The 18,196-nt window shown below is 69.7% G+C and carries 19 protein-coding genes; 5 read left to right on the forward strand and 14 right to left on the reverse strand.

What is annotated here, in order from left to right:
• The gene (locus tag C693_RS0107300; protein ID WP_017461604.1) at positions 1 to 1,434 is read left to right on the forward strand and encodes an efflux transporter outer membrane subunit; all 1,434 of its coding nucleotides are present in this window, start codon (positions 1 to 3) and stop codon (positions 1,432 to 1,434) included.
• A gap of 52 nt (positions 1,435 to 1,486) precedes the next feature.
• On the opposite strand, the gene C693_RS0107305 is transcribed toward C693_RS0107300, so the two are convergent.
• The 6 genes from C693_RS0107305 to C693_RS0107330 all read right to left on the reverse strand — a co-directional run bounded on the left by C693_RS0107305 (position 1,487) and on the right by C693_RS0107330 (position 5,293).
• Complete coding sequence (locus C693_RS0107305; RefSeq protein ID WP_017461605.1) at positions 1,487 to 2,665, reverse strand: AI-2E family transporter; 1,179 nt, start codon at positions 2,663 to 2,665, stop codon at positions 1,487 to 1,489.
• On the reverse strand, positions 2,662 to 2,985 hold the full coding sequence (locus C693_RS23605) for a hypothetical protein (RefSeq protein ID WP_017461606.1): 324 nt from the start codon (positions 2,983 to 2,985) through the stop codon (positions 2,662 to 2,664). The genes C693_RS0107305 and C693_RS23605 overlap by 4 nt, the downstream gene beginning before the upstream one ends.
• Positions 2,982 to 3,455: a hypothetical protein gene (locus tag C693_RS0107315; protein WP_017461607.1), complete on the reverse strand. Its 474-nt coding sequence runs from the start codon at positions 3,453 to 3,455 to the stop codon at positions 2,982 to 2,984. The genes C693_RS23605 and C693_RS0107315 overlap by 4 nt, the downstream gene beginning before the upstream one ends.
• 29 nt (positions 3,456 to 3,484) lie before the next feature.
• A complete protein-coding gene (locus C693_RS0107320) occupies positions 3,485 to 3,862 on the reverse strand; it encodes a DUF883 family protein (RefSeq protein ID WP_017461608.1) in 378 nt (125 codons plus the stop codon).
• Positions 3,863 to 3,910: 48 nt separating this feature from the next.
• Entirely contained in the window at positions 3,911 to 4,069 is a 159-nt protein-coding gene (locus C693_RS22975; RefSeq protein WP_017461609.1) for a DUF1328 domain-containing protein, read from the reverse strand.
• A 117-nt stretch (positions 4,070 to 4,186) separates the two neighbouring features.
• The gene (locus C693_RS0107330; protein ID WP_017461610.1) at positions 4,187 to 5,293 is read right to left on the reverse strand and encodes a DUF7133 domain-containing protein; all 1,107 of its coding nucleotides are present in this window, start codon (positions 5,291 to 5,293) and stop codon (positions 4,187 to 4,189) included.
• 108 nt (positions 5,294 to 5,401) lie between these two features.
• On the opposite strand from C693_RS0107330, the gene C693_RS0107335 reads away from it, so the two are divergent.
• Complete coding sequence (locus C693_RS0107335; RefSeq protein WP_017461611.1) at positions 5,402 to 6,877, forward strand: AAA family ATPase; 1,476 nt, start codon at positions 5,402 to 5,404, stop codon at positions 6,875 to 6,877.
• Positions 6,878 to 6,889: 12 nt separating this feature from the next.
• On the opposite strand, the gene C693_RS0107340 is transcribed toward C693_RS0107335, so the two are convergent.
• The 5 genes from C693_RS0107340 to C693_RS0107360 form a co-directional block, all read right to left on the reverse strand.
• Positions 6,890 to 8,290: a sensor histidine kinase gene (locus C693_RS0107340; protein ID WP_157798570.1), complete on the reverse strand. Its 1,401-nt coding sequence runs from the start codon at positions 8,288 to 8,290 to the stop codon at positions 6,890 to 6,892.
• On the reverse strand, positions 8,247 to 8,933 hold the full coding sequence (locus C693_RS0107345) for a response regulator transcription factor (protein ID WP_026107252.1): 687 nt from the start codon (positions 8,931 to 8,933) through the stop codon (positions 8,247 to 8,249). The genes C693_RS0107340 and C693_RS0107345 overlap by 44 nt, the downstream gene beginning before the upstream one ends.
• 105 nt (positions 8,934 to 9,038) lie before the next feature.
• Complete coding sequence (locus C693_RS21310) at positions 9,039 to 10,529, reverse strand: alkaline phosphatase family protein (protein ID WP_017461614.1); 1,491 nt, start codon at positions 10,527 to 10,529, stop codon at positions 9,039 to 9,041.
• Positions 10,530 to 10,585: 56 nt separating this feature from the next.
• The gene (locus C693_RS0107355; RefSeq protein WP_017461615.1) at positions 10,586 to 12,928 is read right to left on the reverse strand and encodes a TonB-dependent receptor; all 2,343 of its coding nucleotides are present in this window, start codon (positions 12,926 to 12,928) and stop codon (positions 10,586 to 10,588) included.
• Positions 12,929 to 13,008: 80 nt separating this feature from the next.
• Positions 13,009 to 14,334, reverse strand: a complete 1,326-nt coding sequence (locus tag C693_RS0107360) for a glycosyltransferase (RefSeq protein ID WP_017461616.1) — start codon at positions 14,332 to 14,334, stop codon at positions 13,009 to 13,011.
• A 108-nt stretch (positions 14,335 to 14,442) separates the two neighbouring features.
• On the opposite strand from C693_RS0107360, the gene C693_RS0107365 reads away from it, so the two are divergent.
• Genes C693_RS0107365 through C693_RS0107375 form a run of 3 tightly spaced genes read left to right on the forward strand, consistent with a single transcriptional unit; the run spans position 14,443 to position 15,749 of the window.
• Positions 14,443 to 14,865 (forward strand): VOC family protein, encoded by a 423-nt coding sequence (locus C693_RS0107365; RefSeq protein ID WP_026107254.1) that lies wholly within the window; start codon positions 14,443 to 14,445, stop codon positions 14,863 to 14,865.
• A 6-nt stretch (positions 14,866 to 14,871) separates the two neighbouring features.
• Positions 14,872 to 15,078: a DUF3820 family protein gene (locus tag C693_RS0107370; RefSeq protein ID WP_017461618.1), complete on the forward strand. Its 207-nt coding sequence runs from the start codon at positions 14,872 to 14,874 to the stop codon at positions 15,076 to 15,078.
• Between the two features lie 56 nt (positions 15,079 to 15,134).
• Positions 15,135 to 15,749 carry a 2OG-Fe(II) oxygenase gene (locus C693_RS0107375; protein ID WP_017461619.1) on the forward strand — a complete coding sequence of 205 codons (615 nt, stop codon included), beginning with the start codon at positions 15,135 to 15,137 and terminating at the stop codon, positions 15,747 to 15,749.
• Between the two features lie 3 nt (positions 15,750 to 15,752).
• Here the strand turns inward: C693_RS0107375 and C693_RS0107380 are convergent, their stop codons facing one another.
• The 3 genes from C693_RS0107380 to C693_RS0107390 form a co-directional block, all read right to left on the reverse strand.
• The gene (locus C693_RS0107380) at positions 15,753 to 16,760 is read right to left on the reverse strand and encodes a YheT family hydrolase (protein ID WP_017461620.1); all 1,008 of its coding nucleotides are present in this window, start codon (positions 16,758 to 16,760) and stop codon (positions 15,753 to 15,755) included.
• Positions 16,757 to 17,572, reverse strand: a complete 816-nt coding sequence (locus tag C693_RS0107385; RefSeq protein ID WP_017461621.1) for a lysophospholipid acyltransferase family protein — start codon at positions 17,570 to 17,572, stop codon at positions 16,757 to 16,759. Before C693_RS0107385 ends, C693_RS0107380 begins: the two co-directional genes overlap by 4 nt.
• 66 nt (positions 17,573 to 17,638) lie before the next feature.
• Positions 17,639 to 18,115 (reverse strand): Lrp/AsnC family transcriptional regulator, encoded by a 477-nt coding sequence (locus tag C693_RS0107390; protein WP_017461622.1) that lies wholly within the window; start codon positions 18,113 to 18,115, stop codon positions 17,639 to 17,641.
• Positions 18,116 to 18,196 lie beyond the last annotated feature (81 nt).

Below are 18,196 nucleotides of genomic sequence, written 5' to 3' on the forward strand. Positions count from 1 at the left end.
ATGAATTACCCGATCCGTTGGAGTGTGCTCGCCGGCGCGCTGTTGCTGGCCGGCTGCATCAGCGTGGGGCCGGACTATCACCGCCCCAGCGAAAAGCCGGTGACCTTGCAAGGCATGGACGCCACGCAGCAGTCGAACGCGAACTTCCAGGCCGACTGGTGGCGCCAGTTCAACGATCCGACGCTGGATGCGCTGATCGCCCGGGCGGCGGAGAACAGCCCCGACCTGAAGATCGCCGTGGCCCGGCTGAAGCAGTCGCGCGCCCTGCTCGGCACCGCCGAATCGCAGCGGTGGCCGGACATCCAGACCACCGCCGCGTACAGCCGCAGCCGCGAGCAGGCGCCCGGCTTCAGCAGCCAGCGCAGCACGGTCACCAGCTACCAGGCCGGCTTCGACGCCAGCTGGGAACTGGACCTGTTCGGCGGCGTGCGCCGCTCGGTGGAGGCCGCCCGCGCCGACAGCGAGGCCGGCGAAGCAGCGCTGCAGGATGCGCAGGTCAGCCTGTTCGCCGAAGTCGCCCGCTACTACTTCGGCCTGCGCGGCACCCAGCTGCGGCTGGACGTGGCCAACCGCGACATCGCCAACCAGCAGGCCTCGCTGAAGCTGATCGCCAGCCGCGCCGAGGTCGGCACCGGCTCGGACCAGGACGTGGCCAGCGCCCGGGCCCGCCTCGCCGGCGTGCAGGCGCAGCTGCCGCTGCTGGAGGCCCAGGCGCAGGCCGACCGCTTCCACCTGGCGGTGCTGCTCGGCGAGCGGCCGGGCGCGCTGGACATCGACCTGTCGGCGAAGGGCTTCAAGCCGATCGACGCGGTGCTGCCGATCGGCCACGCCGACGACGTGCTGGCCCGCCGGCCGGACATCCGCGTCGCCGAACGCGAGCTGGCCGCCGCCAATGCGCGCATCGGCGTGGCCAGGGCGGACTGGTTCCCGCACGTCTCGCTCGGCGGCTTCGTCGGCTTCCTGGCCGGGCGCAGCAACGACTTCGGCAGTCCGGCCACGCGCGCCTGGTCGGTCGCGCCAAGCATCCGCTGGGATGGTCTCAACGTGCAGCGCGTACGCTCCGGCGTGAAGGCCAGCGAAGCGCGCGCTGACGAGGCCCGCGCCAACTACCAGCGCACGGTGCTGCGCGCGCTGGAGGACGTCGACAACGCGCTGGTCGGCTACAACCGGCAGCGCGAGCGGGTACAGCACCTGGTCGAACAGGCCGACCAGAGCCGCCACGCGGCCTCGCTGGCCGGGGCCCGCTACGAAGCCGGCGCCGCCGACTACCTGGAGCTGCTGGACGCCGAGCGCACCCAGCTTGCGGCCGAAGACCAGCTGGCCGAAGCCGAGGCCGGCGTGAACCTTCGGGCGATCGCCCTGTACAAGGCCCTGGGCGGCGGCTGGCAGGCCTGTGGCGATGCGCAGTGCAGCGCGGTGGCGAAGGCCGACTGAGGAACGATCCGGGCCGCGTCGCCATGGACGGCGACGCACGGGACGGAAGGCGCTAGCGCTGCACCATCAACGCGAACCAGCGCCAGTTGGGCACGCGTTCGGCGATCAGCTTGGCGCTGGTCAGCATCGGCACCGCCAGCAGCGCGCCGGGGATGCCCCAGAGGAAGCCCCACAGCAGCAGCCAGATCAGGATCGCCACCGGGCTCACCCGCATGCGCCGGCCGAGGATCATCGGCGTCACCAGGTTGCCCTCCACCACCGTGATGCTGGCGAACACCAGCGCCGGCAGGAGCGCCTGGGTCAGCTCGCGGAAATTCATCATGCCGACCAGCAGCAGGATGGTGGCGGTGGTGATCGCGCCGACGTAGGGAATGAAGTTCGCGATCATCGCGATGCTGCCCCACAGCAGCGGGTCGGGCACGTGCAGCAGCCACAGCATGAACGCTGTCACCGCGCCCAGCGTCATGTTGATCAGCGTGGTGATCAGGATGTAGTGCGAGACCTCGGTCTGGATGCTGCGCACGATGCTCACCGCGTGCCGCTTGTGGTGGAAGCTGGGGATGATCTCCACCAGCCGACGCAGCAGGTCGTCGCCGTAGATCAGGAAGAAGAACACCAGCAGCGTCACGGTCAGCACGGCGGCGAGCACCTTCGGCGCCGCGGCCAGCACGTCCCAGGCGGTGACCGCGACCGACGCCTGCCGCGGCGGCTGCACGCGCACCGCGACCTGGCCGTTGACCAGGCTCTGGGTGGCGCGACTGGCCGCTTCCAGCGGTCGGGTGATGCCCTTGAGCTTGGGCACGAAATTGCGCAACGCGGCCGGCGCGTCGTGGAACCAGCCCAGCGCCGGCTGCGCCAGGGCGGTGGCGCCGGCGCCGATACCCCCCATCAGGGCGACCATCAGCAGGCTGGCGCTGAGCCAGCGCGGCAAATGGCACCGCGCACCCAAGGCGACGATCGGATTGAGCGCCACGCCGAGAAAGGCGGCGAGCACCAGCGGGATCAGCAGCACCTTGATCACCACGATCGTGTAGAGCACCGCCAGCAGCAGCAGCGTGCTGAGGGTGAAACGCAGCGCCCGGATGTGCCCCCGCGTGCCATGTGGCGCGCGGGCACGCCGCCGCTCGATCCGCGGCGCCGGTGGCAGTGGGGCCACAACCGGCAAGGGCGCAGGCGACGGGGCCGGCGCCGGTTCGACGCCAGCTTCCGGCGCAGGGTCGGTGTGACTCATGGGGTATCCGGCGATTCCCGATCGCCGCCGTCCGGGTCGACCAGTCCGTCCAGCCCGTTCTCGACCAGCAGGCGCACGCCCTGGGTCACCAGCGGCAGCAGGCCACTACCGAGCAGGGATCCCACCCCCGGCACCCGCAGCGGATGGACGTCGAGCTGGCCCAGCACCACTCCGGCGCCAGCGGCCACGCTCACGCTGGCAACGGGGTAGTCGCGCACACGCTGGAGCAGGGCCTGGGCCGGCTCGCCCAGTTCGGCGCGCGCGGCACGGACTTCGGCCTGGGCGAGGCGGACCTTGGCGAGTCGACGGATGACACTCATGGTGGCGGGGTCCGGGCGGGATCGGTGGTGGCGGCGTCCGCTTCGCGGGCCTTGGCCGCCGCGCTGCGCATCATCGCACCGAACTCGCCGCGCGTCGCCGGCAGGCTGAGCCAGTGCAACGCACGCCGGAACAGCACGATCGCCGCGGTCAGCACGACGCCCTGCAGCAGCACCAGCACGGCCAGCGCCCACAGCCAGGAGTCGAACCAGCGCGCCAGCGCCACGCCGATCAGCGCCAGCGCGGTGAGACCCAGGCCCACGCCGGCTACCGTGGCGATCAGGCCAAGCGCCAGCAGCAGCGAGACCGCTCCGCGCGCCAGCGACAACTCGGCCAGGAACAGCCGCCACTGCGCACCGAACAGGTGGCGCACCGCTTTGGCGAGACGCCCCAGTTCGTCCAGCAGGCGCGACGACGCGGCGGGGTCCGGTGGGGTCTCGGCGGCGGGCTCGCCGCGCGGAGTCTCATCCATGCATGACGGTCCGGTGCGCGGGTCGCTGATCAGCGGCGCAGCAGCCGGCCGAGCAGCCAGCCGGCACCCAGCGCGATGGCCATCGACTGCAGCGGCTTCTCGCGGACGTAGTCGCGTGCCTGGTCGACCCAGTCCTCGGCGCGATCGCGGGCGTGGTCGTAGGCTTCGCGGCCGCGCTCGCCATATTCAGTGGCCTTCTCGGTGGCATGGGTAGCGGCGCCCGCGGCCTTGTCAGTGGCACGGTGCAGACCTTCCTCGACCCGGTCGGCGGCGCGGTCGACCGCTTCCTTGGTGCTGGCCACGGCGTGCGAGGTGGCCTGCTTGACGCGCTCGGCGCCCTCCTCGATGCGTACGGCGGCGTTCGGGCGGTCAACGGTGGAGCTGGCGATATCGGCGGGTTTGTTCATGGGTGACTCCCGGGGGCAGTGGATCGGACGTGACGGCGGACAACGGACCTATCTGGCGGCGCGGCGGAAGAACGCCACCACGGCCAGCACCAGGAAGATCACGAACAGGATCTTCGCGATACCCGCCGCGGCGCCGGCGATGCCAGCAAAACCGAACACGCCGGCAATGATGGCAATGACCAGGAAAACCAGAGCGTAATGAAGCATGGCGCAATCCTCATGCGGACGAATTGACGGTGGGCATGTACATGCCTGATTGCGCCATTACCCCATACCGGACGCCTCGCCCATGTGAAGAAGTGCCTGAATCACCTGAAGATTCGATCACCTTTCCGATGACGTTCCCGGCCCGTCGTAGGTCACCCGGTACACCGCGCCGGCCAGGTCGTCGCTGATCAGCAAGCTGCCGTCCGGCAGCATCTGCACGTCGGCCGGGCGTCCCCAGGCTTTCTCGTCCTGCATGAAGCCGGTCACCAGCGGCTCATAGGACAGCACCTTGTCGCCATCCAGCCTGACGGTCATCACCCGGTAGCCGGACTTCTTCGTGCGGTTCCAGGAGCCGTGCTCGGCGATGATGATCGCGTCGCGGTAACTGGCCGGGAACTGGCGCCCGGTGTAGAAGCGCATGCCCAGCGAAGCCACGTGTGCGCCGAGCTTGAGCGCCGGCGCACGGTAGTCGCTGCAGCGCTTGCCCTTGCCGAACTCCGGATCGAGCGTGTCGCCCTGGTGGCAGTAGGGAAAGCCGAAGTGCTGGCCGGTGCGGGTGACCTCGTTCAGGGTGTCGCTGGGCATGTCGTCGCCCATCAGGTCGCGGCCGTTGGAGGTGAACCAGAGGTGCCCGGTGCCCGGCTGCCAGTCGAAGCCGACCGAGTTGCGGATGCCGTAGGCGACGTCCTCCAGACCGCTGCCGTCGGCGTTCATGCGGGTGATCTTGGCGTAGGCCTTGCCGCGGTCGCAGACATTGCACGGCGCGCCGATCGGCACGTACAGCTTGCCGTCCGGGCCGAAGGCGATGAACTTCCAGCCGTGATGCATGGCGGTAGGGAAGGCGTCGCTGACCAGCTGCGGCGCGGGCGGGTCGTCCAGGTGGTTCTCGATGTCGCGCAGCACCAGGATCCGGCTCACCGCCGACACGTACAGGTCGCCGTCCTTGAACGCCACGCCCACCGGCAGGGTCAGCCCGCTGGCGATCACCCGCACCTTGTCGGCGACGCCGTCGCCGTTGCTGTCGGTGAGCGCATAGACCTTGCCGGCGTCGTTGGAACCGACGAACACCGTGCCCTTCGCGCCGAGCGCGATCTCCCGGGCATCCGGCACCTGGTCGGCGTACACGGTGATTTGGAAGCCCTTGGGCAGGGTCAGCCGGTCGAGGTGGATGGCGGCGGCCGCGGGCAGGGCGAACAGCGCCAGGAGGACGGCAAGCATGCGCATGGGACGATCCTCGGTGAGGGTACCCGGCCACGATAACCGGGCACGTGATGCTTCGCGACCGTGGCCGGCAGGCTCTGCTACCGTTACCGGCCTCATCGAGGGGCAGGCATGAGCGAATTGCAGGACCTCACCACGCTGGTGCGCGCCACGACGCCGCTGCTGGTGATCGAAACGGTAGACGAGCAGCGGGTGATCGACTGCTTCCGGCACGTCATCGCGCAATCGCTGCGCCCGCTGTGGCGCTGGACGATCACCGATGGCCTGGGCCGGCTGGATTTCGCCCACGCCGACCCGGACGTACCCCCGGACGTCACCACCACGCTGGAAGCGATCCGCAGCGCGCCCGATCCCGGCGTGTTCCTGCTGTTCGATTTCCACCCGCTGGTGCGCTACGCGATGAGCCAGCGCATGCTGCGCGAGATCGTGCAGCGGCAACGCTCGGCCGCCCACACGGTGGTGCTGGTCGGCGCCCGGGTGGAGCTGCCGGAGGAGCTGGAAGCGCTCGCCCTGCGCGTGCCGCTGGCGCTGCCGGACCTCAAGGAACTGGCCGGCATCATGCGTGGCGAGGCGGCTGCCTGGCAGCGCGAACACGGCCGCCGGCTGGAGGTGGACAACGAGGCCGCACGCACCATCGTGCGCAACCTGGTCGGCCTGTCCGCCTCCGATGCGCGGCGCATCGTGCGCAAGCTGATCTACAACGACGGCGCACTCGGCCAGCACGACCTGCCCGAGCTGATGCAGTCGAAGTTCGAGCTGCTCAACCGCTCCGGCCTGCTGCACTACGAATACGCCACCGCCAGCTTCGCCGACGTCGCCGGCGTGCGCCGTGTGCGCGAGTGGGTGCAGCGGCGGCGCGCGGTGTTCCTGTCGCCCGAATCGGTGCCGATGCTCGACCCGCCGAAGGGCCTGCTGCTGCTCGGCGTGCAGGGCTGCGGCAAGAGCCTGGCGGCCAAGGCGATCGCTGGCGGCTTCGGCGTGCCGCTGGTGCGGCTGGACTTCGGCACGCTCTACAACAAGTACCAGGGCGAGACCGAGAAGAACCTGCGCGAGGCTCTCGCCAGCACCGAGCTGCTCAGTCCCTGCGTGCTGTGGATCGACGAGATCGAGAAAGGCCTGGCCGGCGGCGGCGAGGACGGCGGCGTGTCGCGCCGCGTGCTCGGCTACCTGCTGACATGGATGGCCGAACGCAAGGCCAAGGTGTTCGTGGTGGCCACCGCCAACGCCGTGCACGAACTGCCGGCCGAGCTGCTGCGCAAGGGCCGCTTCGACGAGATCTTCTTCGTCGACCTGCCGACCGAGCCGGTGCGCGCGGAAATCTTCCGGCTGCACCTGGAGCGCCGGAAGCTGCCGGTGGACAGCTTCGACCTGCCCGCGCTGGCCGCAGCGAGCGAGGGCTTCTCCGGCGCCGAGATCGAGCAGGCGATCGTCAGCGCGCTGTACGACGCGGTCGGCGCCGGCGCGGCACCTGACCAGGCGCACCTGCTCGCCGCGCTGGCACAGACCCGGCCGCTGTCGGTACTCATGCGCGAGCAGGTCGATGCCCTTCGGCAGTGGGCCAGCGGTCGCTGCGTGCCGGCGGACTGACCTGCGCTGCCGTCAGGCCGGCGGCAACGAAAACACCAGCATGACGACCAGGCCGGGCGACGCGTCGTCCAGCACCAGCGCGGCGCGGTGCAGTTCGGCGACCGAGCGCACCAGCGCCAGGCCCAGGCCGTTGCCTTCGGTGTGGCGGCTGCGGTCCAGCCGCATGAACGGCTGCAGCACCTGCGCGTGCTCGTGCGTCGGGATGCCGGGGCCGTCGTCGCGCACGCCGGCATGCAGCTCGTCCCCGACGCGCTTCAGTTCCAGCGTGATCCGCGTGCCCGGAGGGGTGTGGCGGATCGCGTTCTCGATCAGGTTGACGAAGGCCTGCACCAGCAGGCCACGATCGCCCGACACCGGCGGCTGCGGCGCGATCCGCGCGTCGAGGTGGTGCCCTTCGGCTTCGGCCACCGCGGCATAGGCGTCGTGCAGTTCGGCCAGCATGGTGGCCAGGTCCACCGACGCGAAACCGCTGCGCATTTCGCCCGATTCGATGCCGGCGATGCGCAGCAGCGCCTGGAACACGTCGAGCAGGCCATCGATCTCGGCCAGCGCGGCATCGACGGCCGCCTCGTGGGCGGCCGGGTGCGGCGGCGGGGTGCGCAACTGCTCGAGCCGGCGGCGCAGGCGGGTCAGCGGCGTGCGCAGGTCGTGCGCGATGTCGGCGCCGAGCCGGCGCACGTCGGCCAGCAGCGAGGCGATGCGGTCGAGCATCTGGTTGACGGTGAGCGCGATCATGTCCAGCTCGTCGCCCGCGCCGCGCAGCGGCATGCGGTGGTCCAGGTCGCCGTCGCTGATCCGTTCCGCCGCCACCGACATCGCGCCGACCCGGCGCAGCAGCTGGCGTCCGATCAGCCAGCCGACCACCAGCGACACCGCCACGATCAGCGCCAGTGCGAGCAGGAAGATCCGCTCGGCCACCTCGCGCATGTGGCGGATGTAGTACGCGTCGCGGCCGACCACCAGCCAGCCACCGCGGGCGGTACGCAGGGTGTAGAGGGTGAGCAGGTGCTCGCTGGGGCTCGGCGCCAGCGAGGTGGCCCGCGGGGTGAGGCGTCGCTCGGACCAGCCTTCGCGCGCCGGGCGGTCGTCCAGGTTGCCGGCCAGCTTGATGCCGTTGCCGGCATACAGCGCATACCAGCGCTCCAGCCCGGCGCCGAGGATGATGCGCTCCTCGATCTCGGTGCTCAGCGCATCCAGCCCGCGCTGGTAGGACAACAGCGCCAGATCGCGCGCGTCGGCGACCAGCTCCTGCCGCTGCTCCGAACGCGCCTCGCGCTCGGTGCCCAGCCACAGCACCGCCGCGGTAAGCAGCGAGGACAGCGAGAACATCCCGGCCAGGATCAGCGCCAGCCGGAATGCGCTGGTCTGCCTATGCCGGGCCGGTCGGGAGCTGGAGGCGATAACCGTAGCCACGCACCGTCTCGATGAAGCTCGCGCCGCCGGCGTCGCGCACCTTGCTGCGCAGCCGCGACATGTGGGTCTCGACCACGCTGGTGCGGGGGCTGAAGTGGAAGTGCCAGACCTGCTCGAGCAGCATCGAGCGGGTCACCACGTTGCCGGCGTGGCGCATCAGGATGTCGAGCAGGCGGAACTCGGTGGGCGTGAGTTCCAGCCGCTCACCACGGCAGCTGGCCGAATGGCGCGTCGGATCGAGCACCAGCGGACCCCACTCCAGCAACGGCGATTCGCGGTTCAGCGCCGGCCGGCGCGACAGCGCACGCAGCCGCGCCACCAGTTCGGCCATCGAGAACGGCTTGCCTAGGTAGTCGTCGGCGCCGGCATCCAGTCCCTCGATGCGCTGGTGGGTTTCGCACAGCGCGGTGAGCATGATGATGCGCGACTGCACATCCGCATTGCGCACCGCGCGGATGAAGCTGATGCCGTCCAGCCCGGGCAGCTTGCGGTCGACCACGATGCCGTCGAACGCCCCCTGCACGGCGAGCGCGAGCCCCGCGCGGCCATCCGCGACCGCGTGGGTGACATAGCCCTCTTCGTACAACCCGCCATCGATCCACTCGCGGGTGTCCCGGTCGTCCTCGACGATCAGAATGCGCAAGGCACCCTCCGACTCGCTGCCGCCGGCAGGCACCTTGCGGTCGCTCCCGGCACTCGAACCGATCACGTTAGGCGACGAATGTGACGGGTCGATGATGTGCGGCACTCAGTGCGATCCGTGCGCAGACAGTCCGGTCCAGCGCACGCCCGGAAGGGTCGGTGTGCCCTGCTCGTGCACCGCCTGCAGCGCTTCCGGATCCAGCCCGAGCGCAGCCAGCACGGTCGGCGCCACCTGGGTAGTGGAGACGGGCGCGTCCAGCCTGCGTCCGGGTTCCGGCAGCATCGGGCCGGCCACCAGCAGGGCGACGTGGGTGTCGTCGGTATCGAAGCCGCCGTGCTCGGCGCGCTTGCTGGCACCGGGCTTGTCGTAGATCACGCCCGCCTGCGGGATCACGATCAGGTCAGGCGTGCGCACGTCGTGCGCCGGTGACGGGAACAGCAGGCCCAGCGCCCGGCCCCACAGCACCCGCTCGATGCCGAGCCGCTCGCGGTCGGCCAGCAGGGTGCGCGCAACGGTGCCGGTGGTGCGTTCGTCATGCAGCCACACCAGTGCGCTGCGGTCGGTGGTGAGCTGGGCCGGCTCGCCGTCCGCGGCGGCGGCGATCACCGCACGCAGCGCCTTGTTCGACACGTGGCGCAGCTGGTCCGGATCGACCGGGCCGTTGCCGTGCTTGGCGGTGAGGATCACCAGCGTGCTGGCGTCCAGGTGACGCCGCGCCAGCTCGTCCATCAGCTGGCCGATCAGGGTGTCGACGTGGGTGAGCGCAGCGTCCAGCGAGGGCGTCGGCGTGCCGTCGGCGTTCTGGTAGCCGGCGAGCTTCTCCGCCACGTTCACGCTCTGCAGATTGAGTCCGAACAGGGTCGGCACCGGCGCACGGCTACGCCCGTCGTGGCGGTAGCCGTCCACCTCGTGGATCACCGCCTGCATCTTGCCGGTGTCGTAGGTCTCGGTGCGGGCGATCGAGGCGGTCACGGCGTCGGTGTCCGGATGGTCCTCGCCGTCGGTGCCGATCTCCGGCGTGTACAGGTCCGCCACGCCGTCGCCGGACGGGCCCTGCACGATGGCGTAGGACGGATGCTTGTCGGCCCACGCGGTATAGCCACCGCCGGCACGCACCACGTTGAAGATGGTGTTCACCCGCAGGTACTGCCACGGATAGACCGGGCGGCAGCCATGCGCCGGATCGCGCGGCAGCTTGCTCGCATCGATGCCCTGGCCATCGGGGGTGTCCACGGCCTCGTTGAACTTCGCGTGCGCTCCGGAAGCGATGCACGGACCGGTCGACGGGGCCAGTGAACGGTCCCAGGTGTTGTCGTAGTAGACCCCGGTCGCCGCGGGCGTGCCGCCGGTGACCAGCGCCAGCAGGCCGGGGAACGAGTCGGCCGGCACCACGGTGTTGGCGTGGGTGTACTCCACGCCCCGGGCCGCCAGTGCGGCGAGATGGGAGTCGGGATGGATCTCGATGTAGTTGCGCAGGTCCAGCGCATGCAGGCCGTCGACGCTGATCAGCAGGACGTGGCGGACCGGTGCCGCCGAGGCGGCACCACAGCCGGCGACCAGCCAGGCCGCCAGCGCAAGTTGAAGGATTTTTTTCATGGAGTTTCGCGCAGAGAAGAGGAAATCCCGCCGCCGGATGCGGCGGCAGGCAGGGTTCAGAACGGCAGCGAGAACGTGCCCATCACCGCGCGGCCGGCGACCGCGTAGAACAGCGGCACGCCGTTGGCGGTGCTGGTTTCGTCGATCAGCGGGGTCTGGTTGGTCAGGTTGCTGATGCGCAGACCGAAGCGGCTGCCGCGCGGCAGGAAGCCGCCGTCCTGCAGCGTGTAGTTCAACGACAGATTGACCATCGTCACCGCCGGCAGGCGGTAGATCAGCGCCGGATTCCCGTTCGCATCCACGCCGGTGTCGCCGTAGCTGACGCCCACGTGCTTGGCCAGCAGCGAACCGCTGAAGGCGCCGGCGTGGTAGAGGACGCCGGCGGCAGACGTGGTCCTGGGTACCTTCTTCAGCTGCAGGTTGGTGCTGTTCACGGTCGCCTTGTTGTAGCTCGCGTTGCCGTAAAGGCTGAAGCCACTACCTACATAGACGCTGCCTTCGACCTCGGCGCCGCGGTAGCGGGTGCCGCCGAGATTGGTGAAGAACGTTTCCTTGCCGACCTTGTGGCTGCTGATCTGGTTGGAGAAGTTGATCGCATACACGTCGCCGGACAGGGTCCACGCGCCACCCTGCCAGCTGGTGCCGAGCTGGTAGTTCCTGGTCGACTCGGTCTGCAGGCCCTGGTTGGCCGTGCTCGGGTTGGCCACGTAGTACAGGTTCTCGTTCGGCGCCAGGTAGCCTTCGGCAGCCTGCAGATAGGCGGACCATTCCGGCGAGATGGCGTAGTGCAGGTCGAACGAGGGCAGCGCCTTCTTCCATGTCTGGCTGTAGTCGAAGGCGGTACGCACCTTCTGCTGGATCGGCGCCACGTCGTGACGCTTGAAATAGACGTATTTCAGCCCAGGCGTGAAGGTGAGCTGGTCGGTGATGTGCCAGGCGTACTGCAGATAGGGCTGGATCGCCCAGAAGGTGCCGTCGATGCGGCGATCGGTGGCCCGGGTCGTCGTGTCGCCGCCCTTGAGGACCGGGTTCAACGCGCCGCCAAGAGTGAAGTCGATCTCGGCCTCGTATCGGTGGTAGAGCTGCTTGTTGGCCCATACGCCGTAATCCAGCTCACCCGGCCCCAGTGACTGGGTCATGCGCAGAAGGTCACCCCAGTTGCGATATAGCAGGTACATCTTCTGGCCGGGGATGTTGGTGTCGCCGTAGACGGTGCCGTTGGGGGTGCCCAGACCCGGCGGAAAGGTGCCGTCGCCGGTCGAGCCGGCCGGGCCGCTGAGCTGGCCGTAGTCCATGTTGCCGCCGTTCGGGTCCAGGCCGTTCCAGCCGCGGTGATAGTACGAATAGGTGTACAGCTTGTTGTCGAGCGTTACCTCGCCGAGGTCCGAGGCAAGGTCGATGTATTCGAAGTCGCTGTTGAAATGGTCGTAGTTGTAACCGGTGTAAGCCTGGCTGAGCGGATTGCTGGACAGCCCGTAGCGCTTGCCGAACACCTGCATCTGGCCCTGCATGCCGCCGGTGTAGGGGTAGTTGCCATCAGACACATACGGATACGAGGTGGCGCCGACGATTGCCGCGTTGCCGCCGCCGTTGGTGTTGCGCATGGCCAGAACGGTGAGCGTGGTCGAGTCACCGAACGGCTGCACGAACTTTGCGGCCAGGTTGCTGCGGTCGACGGTGGCCCCGGACAGATAGCCGTCCGAACGCAGCTGGCGGTAGTCGAGGTAGCCGCTGCCGCCGCTGGCGAGCGTGCCGGTGTTGAACTTCACACCGGCCAGCCGGGTGGCAAAGCTGCCGAAACCGCCATAGACCTCGGTAGTGGTGTGCGCCAGCGGGTCGCGGGTCTGCATCCCCACCGTGCCACCGAAGGTGGCGTAGCCGATGGTCGAAGCCTGGCCCGGGCCGCGGTCGACCACGACCTGCCCCAGGTCCTGCGGCATGAAGTAGTTCGACGAGTGATGGGTGAAATCGTTGGAGTCGCCGACCGGGATGCCGTCCATGGTCAGGTTGTACTGCCCATCGCCCATGCCGCGGATGACGAAGCCCTTGTTGTTGCCCAGACCCGGGCCGTTCGGCTCGATGTCGACCACGCTCGGCGCCAGCGCGGCGATCGAGCTGTAGCTGCCCATCGGCATGGTGTTGTTGTCGATATAGCCCTGGTCGACGATCGAGGACGGCTGGATCGCCTTGAGCGACACGTGGGTCGGCATTTCCGTCTCTCGCGGGGCGGTGGCCACCACGTGGATGCCCGCAAGGTTCTTGACGTGGCCACGGGCGGCCGTCGCGGTGGCGGCTGTGTCAGGCGCAGGTGCGTCGGCAGCACGGGCGGCGGGCACCATCGCGGCGGCAAGGGCCAATGCGAGCACGGTGGGTGACGGGAAGCGGCGATGCAACGACATGGTGAGCTCTCCGGAGCGGCGCGAGAATTCCCGCCATGCTCGGCAGCCGCTGTGGCGGCGCCTTTACCGTGAGCTGCCGATCACTGCTCGGAAACCTTACGAAACCGCAAGCCTGCGGACTCGACGCCGAGCGCCGACTCGATCGCGTCGGCGGCCGACGCGGCGCCATCCATGCCGCGCAGCATGCCGGCGGCGGCTTCGGCATGGGCGCGGTGGCCGGCATCGAGCAGCGTGCGCAGGCGTGCGCTGGCCGGACCGCTGCGATAGCGCGTGGCCGGAAGCACCTCGGCCACGCCCAGGCGCTGCAGGCGCGCGGCGTTGTCGTGCTGGTCGAAGCCGTGCGGCACCACCAGCGACGGGACGCCGGCATGCAGGGTCTCGCCACAGGTGCCGACGCCGCCGTGATGCACCACCGCCGCGGCGTGCGGGAACACGGCGGCGTGGGGCGCATATTCCACGCAGACGATCCCGTCCGGCAGCGTGCGCGGCAGTCGCGCGCGCATCTCTGGCGAACCGGTGAACAGCACCGCACGCCGGTCCAGCGCGACGGCGGCCGCCAGGCTCTCGCGCAGGAAGGACGCGTTGGCATGCACCGCGGTGGAGCCCAGCGAGAACACCAGCGGCGGCGGGCCCGCGCGCAGGAAATCGGCCAGCGCCGGATCGAGCCCGTCGGGCTGGACATGGCGGGCGAAGCCGCACTGGCGCGTATGGGGCGGCCAGTCCGGCTGGGGCTGGCCGAGCAGCTCGGGAAACAGCGCCAGGTTGCCGCCGGGCGCGAACTGCCCCCGATGGAACGGATCGCCGCGCGGCGATTCCGGCGGCAGTCCCAGCTCGCGCCGGAACGCCCGCACCGGGGCGGTCCAGCCGCGCGTCACCCGACGCGACAGCCGCTGCAGCAGGCGCCCGCGCGCGGGCGTAGCGCGGAAGAAGCGGTCAGGCACGGCCAGCCCGGTGGCGGGCATGTCGTAGGCCGACAGGAAGCTGGCGGGCGCCAGCACCGCGGATAGCCAGCGCAGCCGTCCGGCCGCCTCCAGCGTCTCGCCGAGGATCTGCCCGGCGAAGGCCAGCGTGCTGGTGACCAGCAGGTCGGCCTCTTCACATAGCGGCGCCAGCTTCGCGTAGCTGGCACGCACGTCGGCAGCGGCGAAGTCGCGCACCACGAAAGCCGGGCCGCGCCAGGGATGGAAAGCCTTGGCGGTGAACGCCTCGCGGTCGTCCGGCTCGGGCATGCCGCTGGCGTCGGAGAACACCAGTCCGGCCCGCTCGATCGCCTCGCGGTGCACCGGGTGGGTTGCCACCGTGACGCGGCGCCCGCGCGCGGCCAGCGCCTGGCCGACCGCGAGGAACGGGAACAGGTCGCCAAGCGAGCCGACCGTGGCGAAGACGATGTGCCTGTCCGGGTGCATGTCGATCCCATCGATGCCGAATGGTCCGACAGCATAGCGACCCCGTCCGCGTTGACCGGAATCGCACCGGCCCGCATGCTCGACGGCCCGTCCCGATCGGTCTCCGCCATGAGCGACCTCGCCCCGTTCCATCTCGCCTTTCCGGTGACCTCGCTGGCCAGCGCGCGGGCGTTCTACGGGGACCTGCTCGGCTGCCCGGAAGGGCGCAGCAGCGGGGACTGGGTCGACTTCGACTTCCGCGGCCACCAGATCGTCGCCCACCTCGCACCGGACGAAGTGCGCGCGGCCGCCGCGCACGACGTGGACGGCGACGCCGTGCCGGTGCGCCACTTCGGGCTGGTGCTGCCGATGGACGAATGGCAGGCGCTGGCCGACCGGCTGCGCGCTGCGGGGGTGCGTTTCGTGATCGAGCCACACGTGCGCTTCGTCGGCCAGAGCGGCGAGCAGGCCACGATGTTCCTGCTCGACCCCTGCGGCAACGCGCTGGAGTTCAAGGCGTTCGCCGACCCGTCGCGGCTGTTCGCCAAGTAGGCGCCGATGGAGGCCGAAGACCTCAAGCGCCTGGTCACCGTGCGCATGCCTTACGGCAAGTACCAGGGCCGGCTGGTCGGCGACCTGCCCGGGGCGTACCTGGCGTGGTTCGCCCGCAAGGGCTTCCCGCCCGGCCAGCTGGGCCGACTGCTCGCACTGTCGCTGGAGCTGGACCACAACGGCCTGCGCGGGCTGCTCGATCCGCTGCGCTGATCGCGCGGCGCCGATGGGCGTATGCTGCGCGCCCCTGCCCTGACCGCCGCCGGACCATGACCAGCCTCGCCGACCGTTTCCAAACCGCTGCCGACGCGCTGGCCGGGGACGGCTGGTGCGTGCTCGGCCCGCTGCTGCCGGCGGAGGCGACCGCAGCCCTCGCCGCCGAGTGCATGGGGATGCACACCGCGCACCGCATGACCCCTGCCCGCGTCGGCACCGGGCAGGCGGCCCCGGCGCTGCGCGGCGACCACACCCGCTGGTTCGAGATGAATGCGCTGAGCGAGGCGCAGCAGCCCTTCGTGGAGGCCATCGAGACCCTGCGCCACGCGCTCAACCGCAGCCTGATGCTCGGGCTGGCGGAGAGCGAAGCGCACTACGCGGTGTATCCGCCGGGCGCGCGCTATGCGCGGCACCTGGACCAGCTGCGCGGTCGCGACGCCCGGGTGGTGTCGGCGGTGTACTACCTCAACGACGATTGGTACCCGGAGGACGGCGGCGCGCTGCGGCTGTACCTGGACGATGGCCGTACCCACGACGTGCTGCCACGGGCCGGCACGCTGGCGCTGTTCCTGTCCGACCGCTTCGAGCACGAAGTACTGCCGGCCACACGCGAGCGGATGAGCATCGCCTGCTGGATGCGCCGGCGCGAACCCGGCGCCCTGCCCTGAAACTCAGCGCGCGTCGGCCACCGCGTTGAAGCGCGCGGCGATGTAGTCGTCGGTGAAGCTGGTCATGTCCCAGCCGCGGATGAAGCCGCAGTGGCCGCCGTAGCGGGCGATGTCCAGCTCCACGTTCGACGGCAGCCGGAGCTGCTCGAAGGCGTTGACCGGGATCACCGGATCGTCGCGCGCGGTCATGATGGTGGCCGGAATGGTCAGCTCGCGCAGTGTCTCGCCGGCCACCGAATAGCCGTCCAGATAGCCTTCCAGCGAATCGAAGTCGGTGTGCCGCAGCACCAGCGCCTCGGTCAGGCCGCGCAGGTTCTGCTTCAGCTCGGCCAGCTCGAAATAGGTGTGCTGCGGGAACAGCGACTGCTTGACCTTCAGCGAATGGCGCCACTTCTGCATGAAGTAGGCCTGGTAGAACCACGGCGCCTGCTTTTCCAGCGAGAACAGGCCCTCGGCCGGATCGATGATCGGGCACACCGCCAGCGCGTAGGACAGCGGGATCCCCAGCTGCGGCGCCTGCAGCGCCGCGCGCAGCGCGAAGTTGCCGCCCAGCGAGAAACCGGCCAGCGCCATCGGCCGGGTCGGCCAGCGCTCGGCGATCTCGCCCAGCGCGTGCACCACCTCGTCGATGCGGCAGGAGTGGAACAGCGCCTCGTTGAGGTGATGGCTGTCGCCGTGGTCGCGGAAATTCAGCCGGAACACGTCCCAGCCGTCGGCGAGCAGGCGGCTGCCGGTCTGCAGCACATAGGTGGAATCGACGCTGCCCTCCCAGCCGTGGAAAAGCACGGCCAGCCCGCGGGCTTCCGGTCGTTCGCGCTGCGCGGTGAAGGCGCCGCTGAGCCGCACGTCGCTACCGCCGCCGACCATCACGTGTTCGGCTCCCTCGGCGACCGTGCGCGCGCTGCGCGGCAGCAGCACGCGCCGCACGCCGCTGGAGGAGAGCATGGTCTGCAGGTGGCCGCTGCGCAGCGGCCACGGCGGCAGGAAGTCGCTGCCCTTCGGGAGCGTCATGCGCCGGCCTGACCCGGGGTGGCGTCTTCCAGCGCAGCGGCAATGCGCTCGCGCGACAGTTCGGCCATGCGGCGACGTGCGTCCGGCGTGGACGGCACCGGTTCGAGGAAGTGCACTTCGGCATCCAGCGGCGCGCTGCCGAGCAGGCGCAGGAAATTGGCCATGAAGCTTTCGTGCTCGCGGAAGCCGGCGTCGATCACCCGGCGTCCGTTCTTCGAGAAGCGCAGCGCCACCGGCTGCACCCGTACCTCGGCATCGAGCGCGGCCTGGAAGATGCGCGCGTGGAACACCTTCAGCACGCCGTTGTAGCCGGTGCCACCCTCGGGAAACACGGCCACCGAACGTCCCTCGCGCAGGCGATCGACCATCACCGCCATCACCGAGGTCAGCGAGTGGTTGGAACCGCGGCGATGGAAGATGGTGCCGCCGTTGGCGGCCATCCAGCCGACCAGCGGCCAGCCGGCGATCTCGGCCTTGGCTACGAAGCAGGCGGCGCGCTGGCTGTGCAGCAGCTCGATGTCGATCCACGAGGTGTGGTTGGCGACGAACAGCACCGGGTCGGGCAGCGGCTGGCCGATCAGCACCGAGCGCAAGCCGAAGATGCGCATCAGCAGGCGCGACCACCAGTTGATCATGCGGTGGGCGAACGGCGCGCGGCCGTTCTTCATCACCCGGTGCTTGTTCCAGCTGAGGATCAGCGAACACAGCAGGATGCCCAGCACGATATGCCCCAGCAGCAGCGGCACGCGCCACAGGTAGCGGATCGGCTGCCAGGGAGCGCGTTCGTGCGGGGGTGCGGTATCCGTACTCATCAGCCGGTTAGTTTAGCGTTAGTTCGCCGCAACGACATGCGTCGCAAGGCAGGGTGGGGGACCGGTTCAGCCGCCGACCTGGCCCAGCGGCAACGATGGCGAGCGCTTCACCGTACGCAGCACGAAGCTGGAATTGACGTCGGCCACGCCGGCCGCGGTGAGCAGCCGGTCGAGCAGGAAGCGGGAGAAATGCTCGAGGTCGGCCACGTAGACATGCATCAGGTAGTCCATGTCGCCGGTCAACGCGTGGCAGGCCACCACCTCCTCCCAGGCGTTGACCTGGGCCACGAAGCGTTCGATCGCCGCCGCCTCGTGCTTGGCCAGCTGCACGCGGACGAAGGCCTGCAGGCCGAGACCCACCGCCTGCGGATCGACCTGGGCGGCATAGCCGGCGATCACGCCCTCCGCTTCCAGTCGCTGCACCCGGCGCAGGCAGGCGGACGGCGACAGGCTGACCCGTTCGGCCAGCTCGGCATTGGTCACGCGGCCGTCGCGCTGCAGCTCGGCCAGCAGGCGCAGGTCGGTGCGGTCGAGATTCATCATGCAACTTTCTTTCATTTGAGGCGTGATATATCGTGTTTTGTTGCTGATATAACGACTTGTTCAGCAATAAAACAAGCCTCG

Origin of the sequence: Dyella ginsengisoli LA-4 (genome assembly GCF_000334915.1) — a bacterium.
Taxonomy (GTDB): domain Bacteria; phylum Pseudomonadota; class Gammaproteobacteria; order Xanthomonadales; family Rhodanobacteraceae; genus Dyella_A; species Dyella_A ginsengisoli_A.

Excerpts from the sequence above, each read along its gene's own strand:
- C693_RS0107355 (WP_017461615.1), bottom strand. The coding sequence starts at position 12,928 with ATGTCGTTGCATCGCCGCTTCCCGTCACCCACCGTGCTCGCATTGGCC.
- C693_RS0107305 (WP_017461605.1), bottom strand. The coding sequence starts at position 2,665 with ATGAGTCACACCGACCCTGCGCCGGAAGCTGGCGTCGAACCGGCGCCG.
- C693_RS21310 (WP_017461614.1), bottom strand. The coding sequence starts at position 10,529 with ATGAAAAAAATCCTTCAACTTGCGCTGGCGGCCTGGCTGGTCGCCGGC.
- C693_RS0107330 (WP_017461610.1), bottom strand. The coding sequence starts at position 5,293 with ATGCGCATGCTTGCCGTCCTCCTGGCGCTGTTCGCCCTGCCCGCGGCC.
- C693_RS23605 (WP_017461606.1), bottom strand. The coding sequence starts at position 2,985 with ATGAGTGTCATCCGTCGACTCGCCAAGGTCCGCCTCGCCCAGGCCGAA.
- C693_RS0107375 (WP_017461619.1), top strand. The coding sequence starts at position 15,135 with ATGACCAGCCTCGCCGACCGTTTCCAAACCGCTGCCGACGCGCTGGCC.
- C693_RS0107385 (WP_017461621.1), bottom strand. The coding sequence starts at position 17,572 with ATGAGTACGGATACCGCACCCCCGCACGAACGCGCTCCCTGGCAGCCG.
- C693_RS0107360 (WP_017461616.1), bottom strand. The coding sequence starts at position 14,334 with ATGCACCCGGACAGGCACATCGTCTTCGCCACGGTCGGCTCGCTTGGC.
- C693_RS0107390 (WP_017461622.1), bottom strand. The coding sequence starts at position 18,115 with ATGATGAATCTCGACCGCACCGACCTGCGCCTGCTGGCCGAGCTGCAG.
- C693_RS0107300 (WP_017461604.1), top strand. The coding sequence starts at position 1 with ATGAATTACCCGATCCGTTGGAGTGTGCTCGCCGGCGCGCTGTTGCTG.
- C693_RS0107365 (WP_026107254.1), top strand. The coding sequence starts at position 14,443 with ATGAGCGACCTCGCCCCGTTCCATCTCGCCTTTCCGGTGACCTCGCTG.
- C693_RS0107315 (WP_017461607.1), bottom strand. The coding sequence starts at position 3,455 with ATGGATGAGACTCCGCGCGGCGAGCCCGCCGCCGAGACCCCACCGGAC.
- C693_RS0107380 (WP_017461620.1), bottom strand. The coding sequence starts at position 16,760 with ATGACGCTCCCGAAGGGCAGCGACTTCCTGCCGCCGTGGCCGCTGCGC.
- C693_RS0107370 (WP_017461618.1), top strand. The coding sequence starts at position 14,872 with ATGGAGGCCGAAGACCTCAAGCGCCTGGTCACCGTGCGCATGCCTTAC.
- C693_RS0107320 (WP_017461608.1), bottom strand. The coding sequence starts at position 3,862 with ATGAACAAACCCGCCGATATCGCCAGCTCCACCGTTGACCGCCCGAAC.
- C693_RS22975 (WP_017461609.1), bottom strand. The coding sequence starts at position 4,069 with ATGCTTCATTACGCTCTGGTTTTCCTGGTCATTGCCATCATTGCCGGC.
- C693_RS0107335 (WP_017461611.1), top strand. The coding sequence starts at position 5,402 with ATGAGCGAATTGCAGGACCTCACCACGCTGGTGCGCGCCACGACGCCG.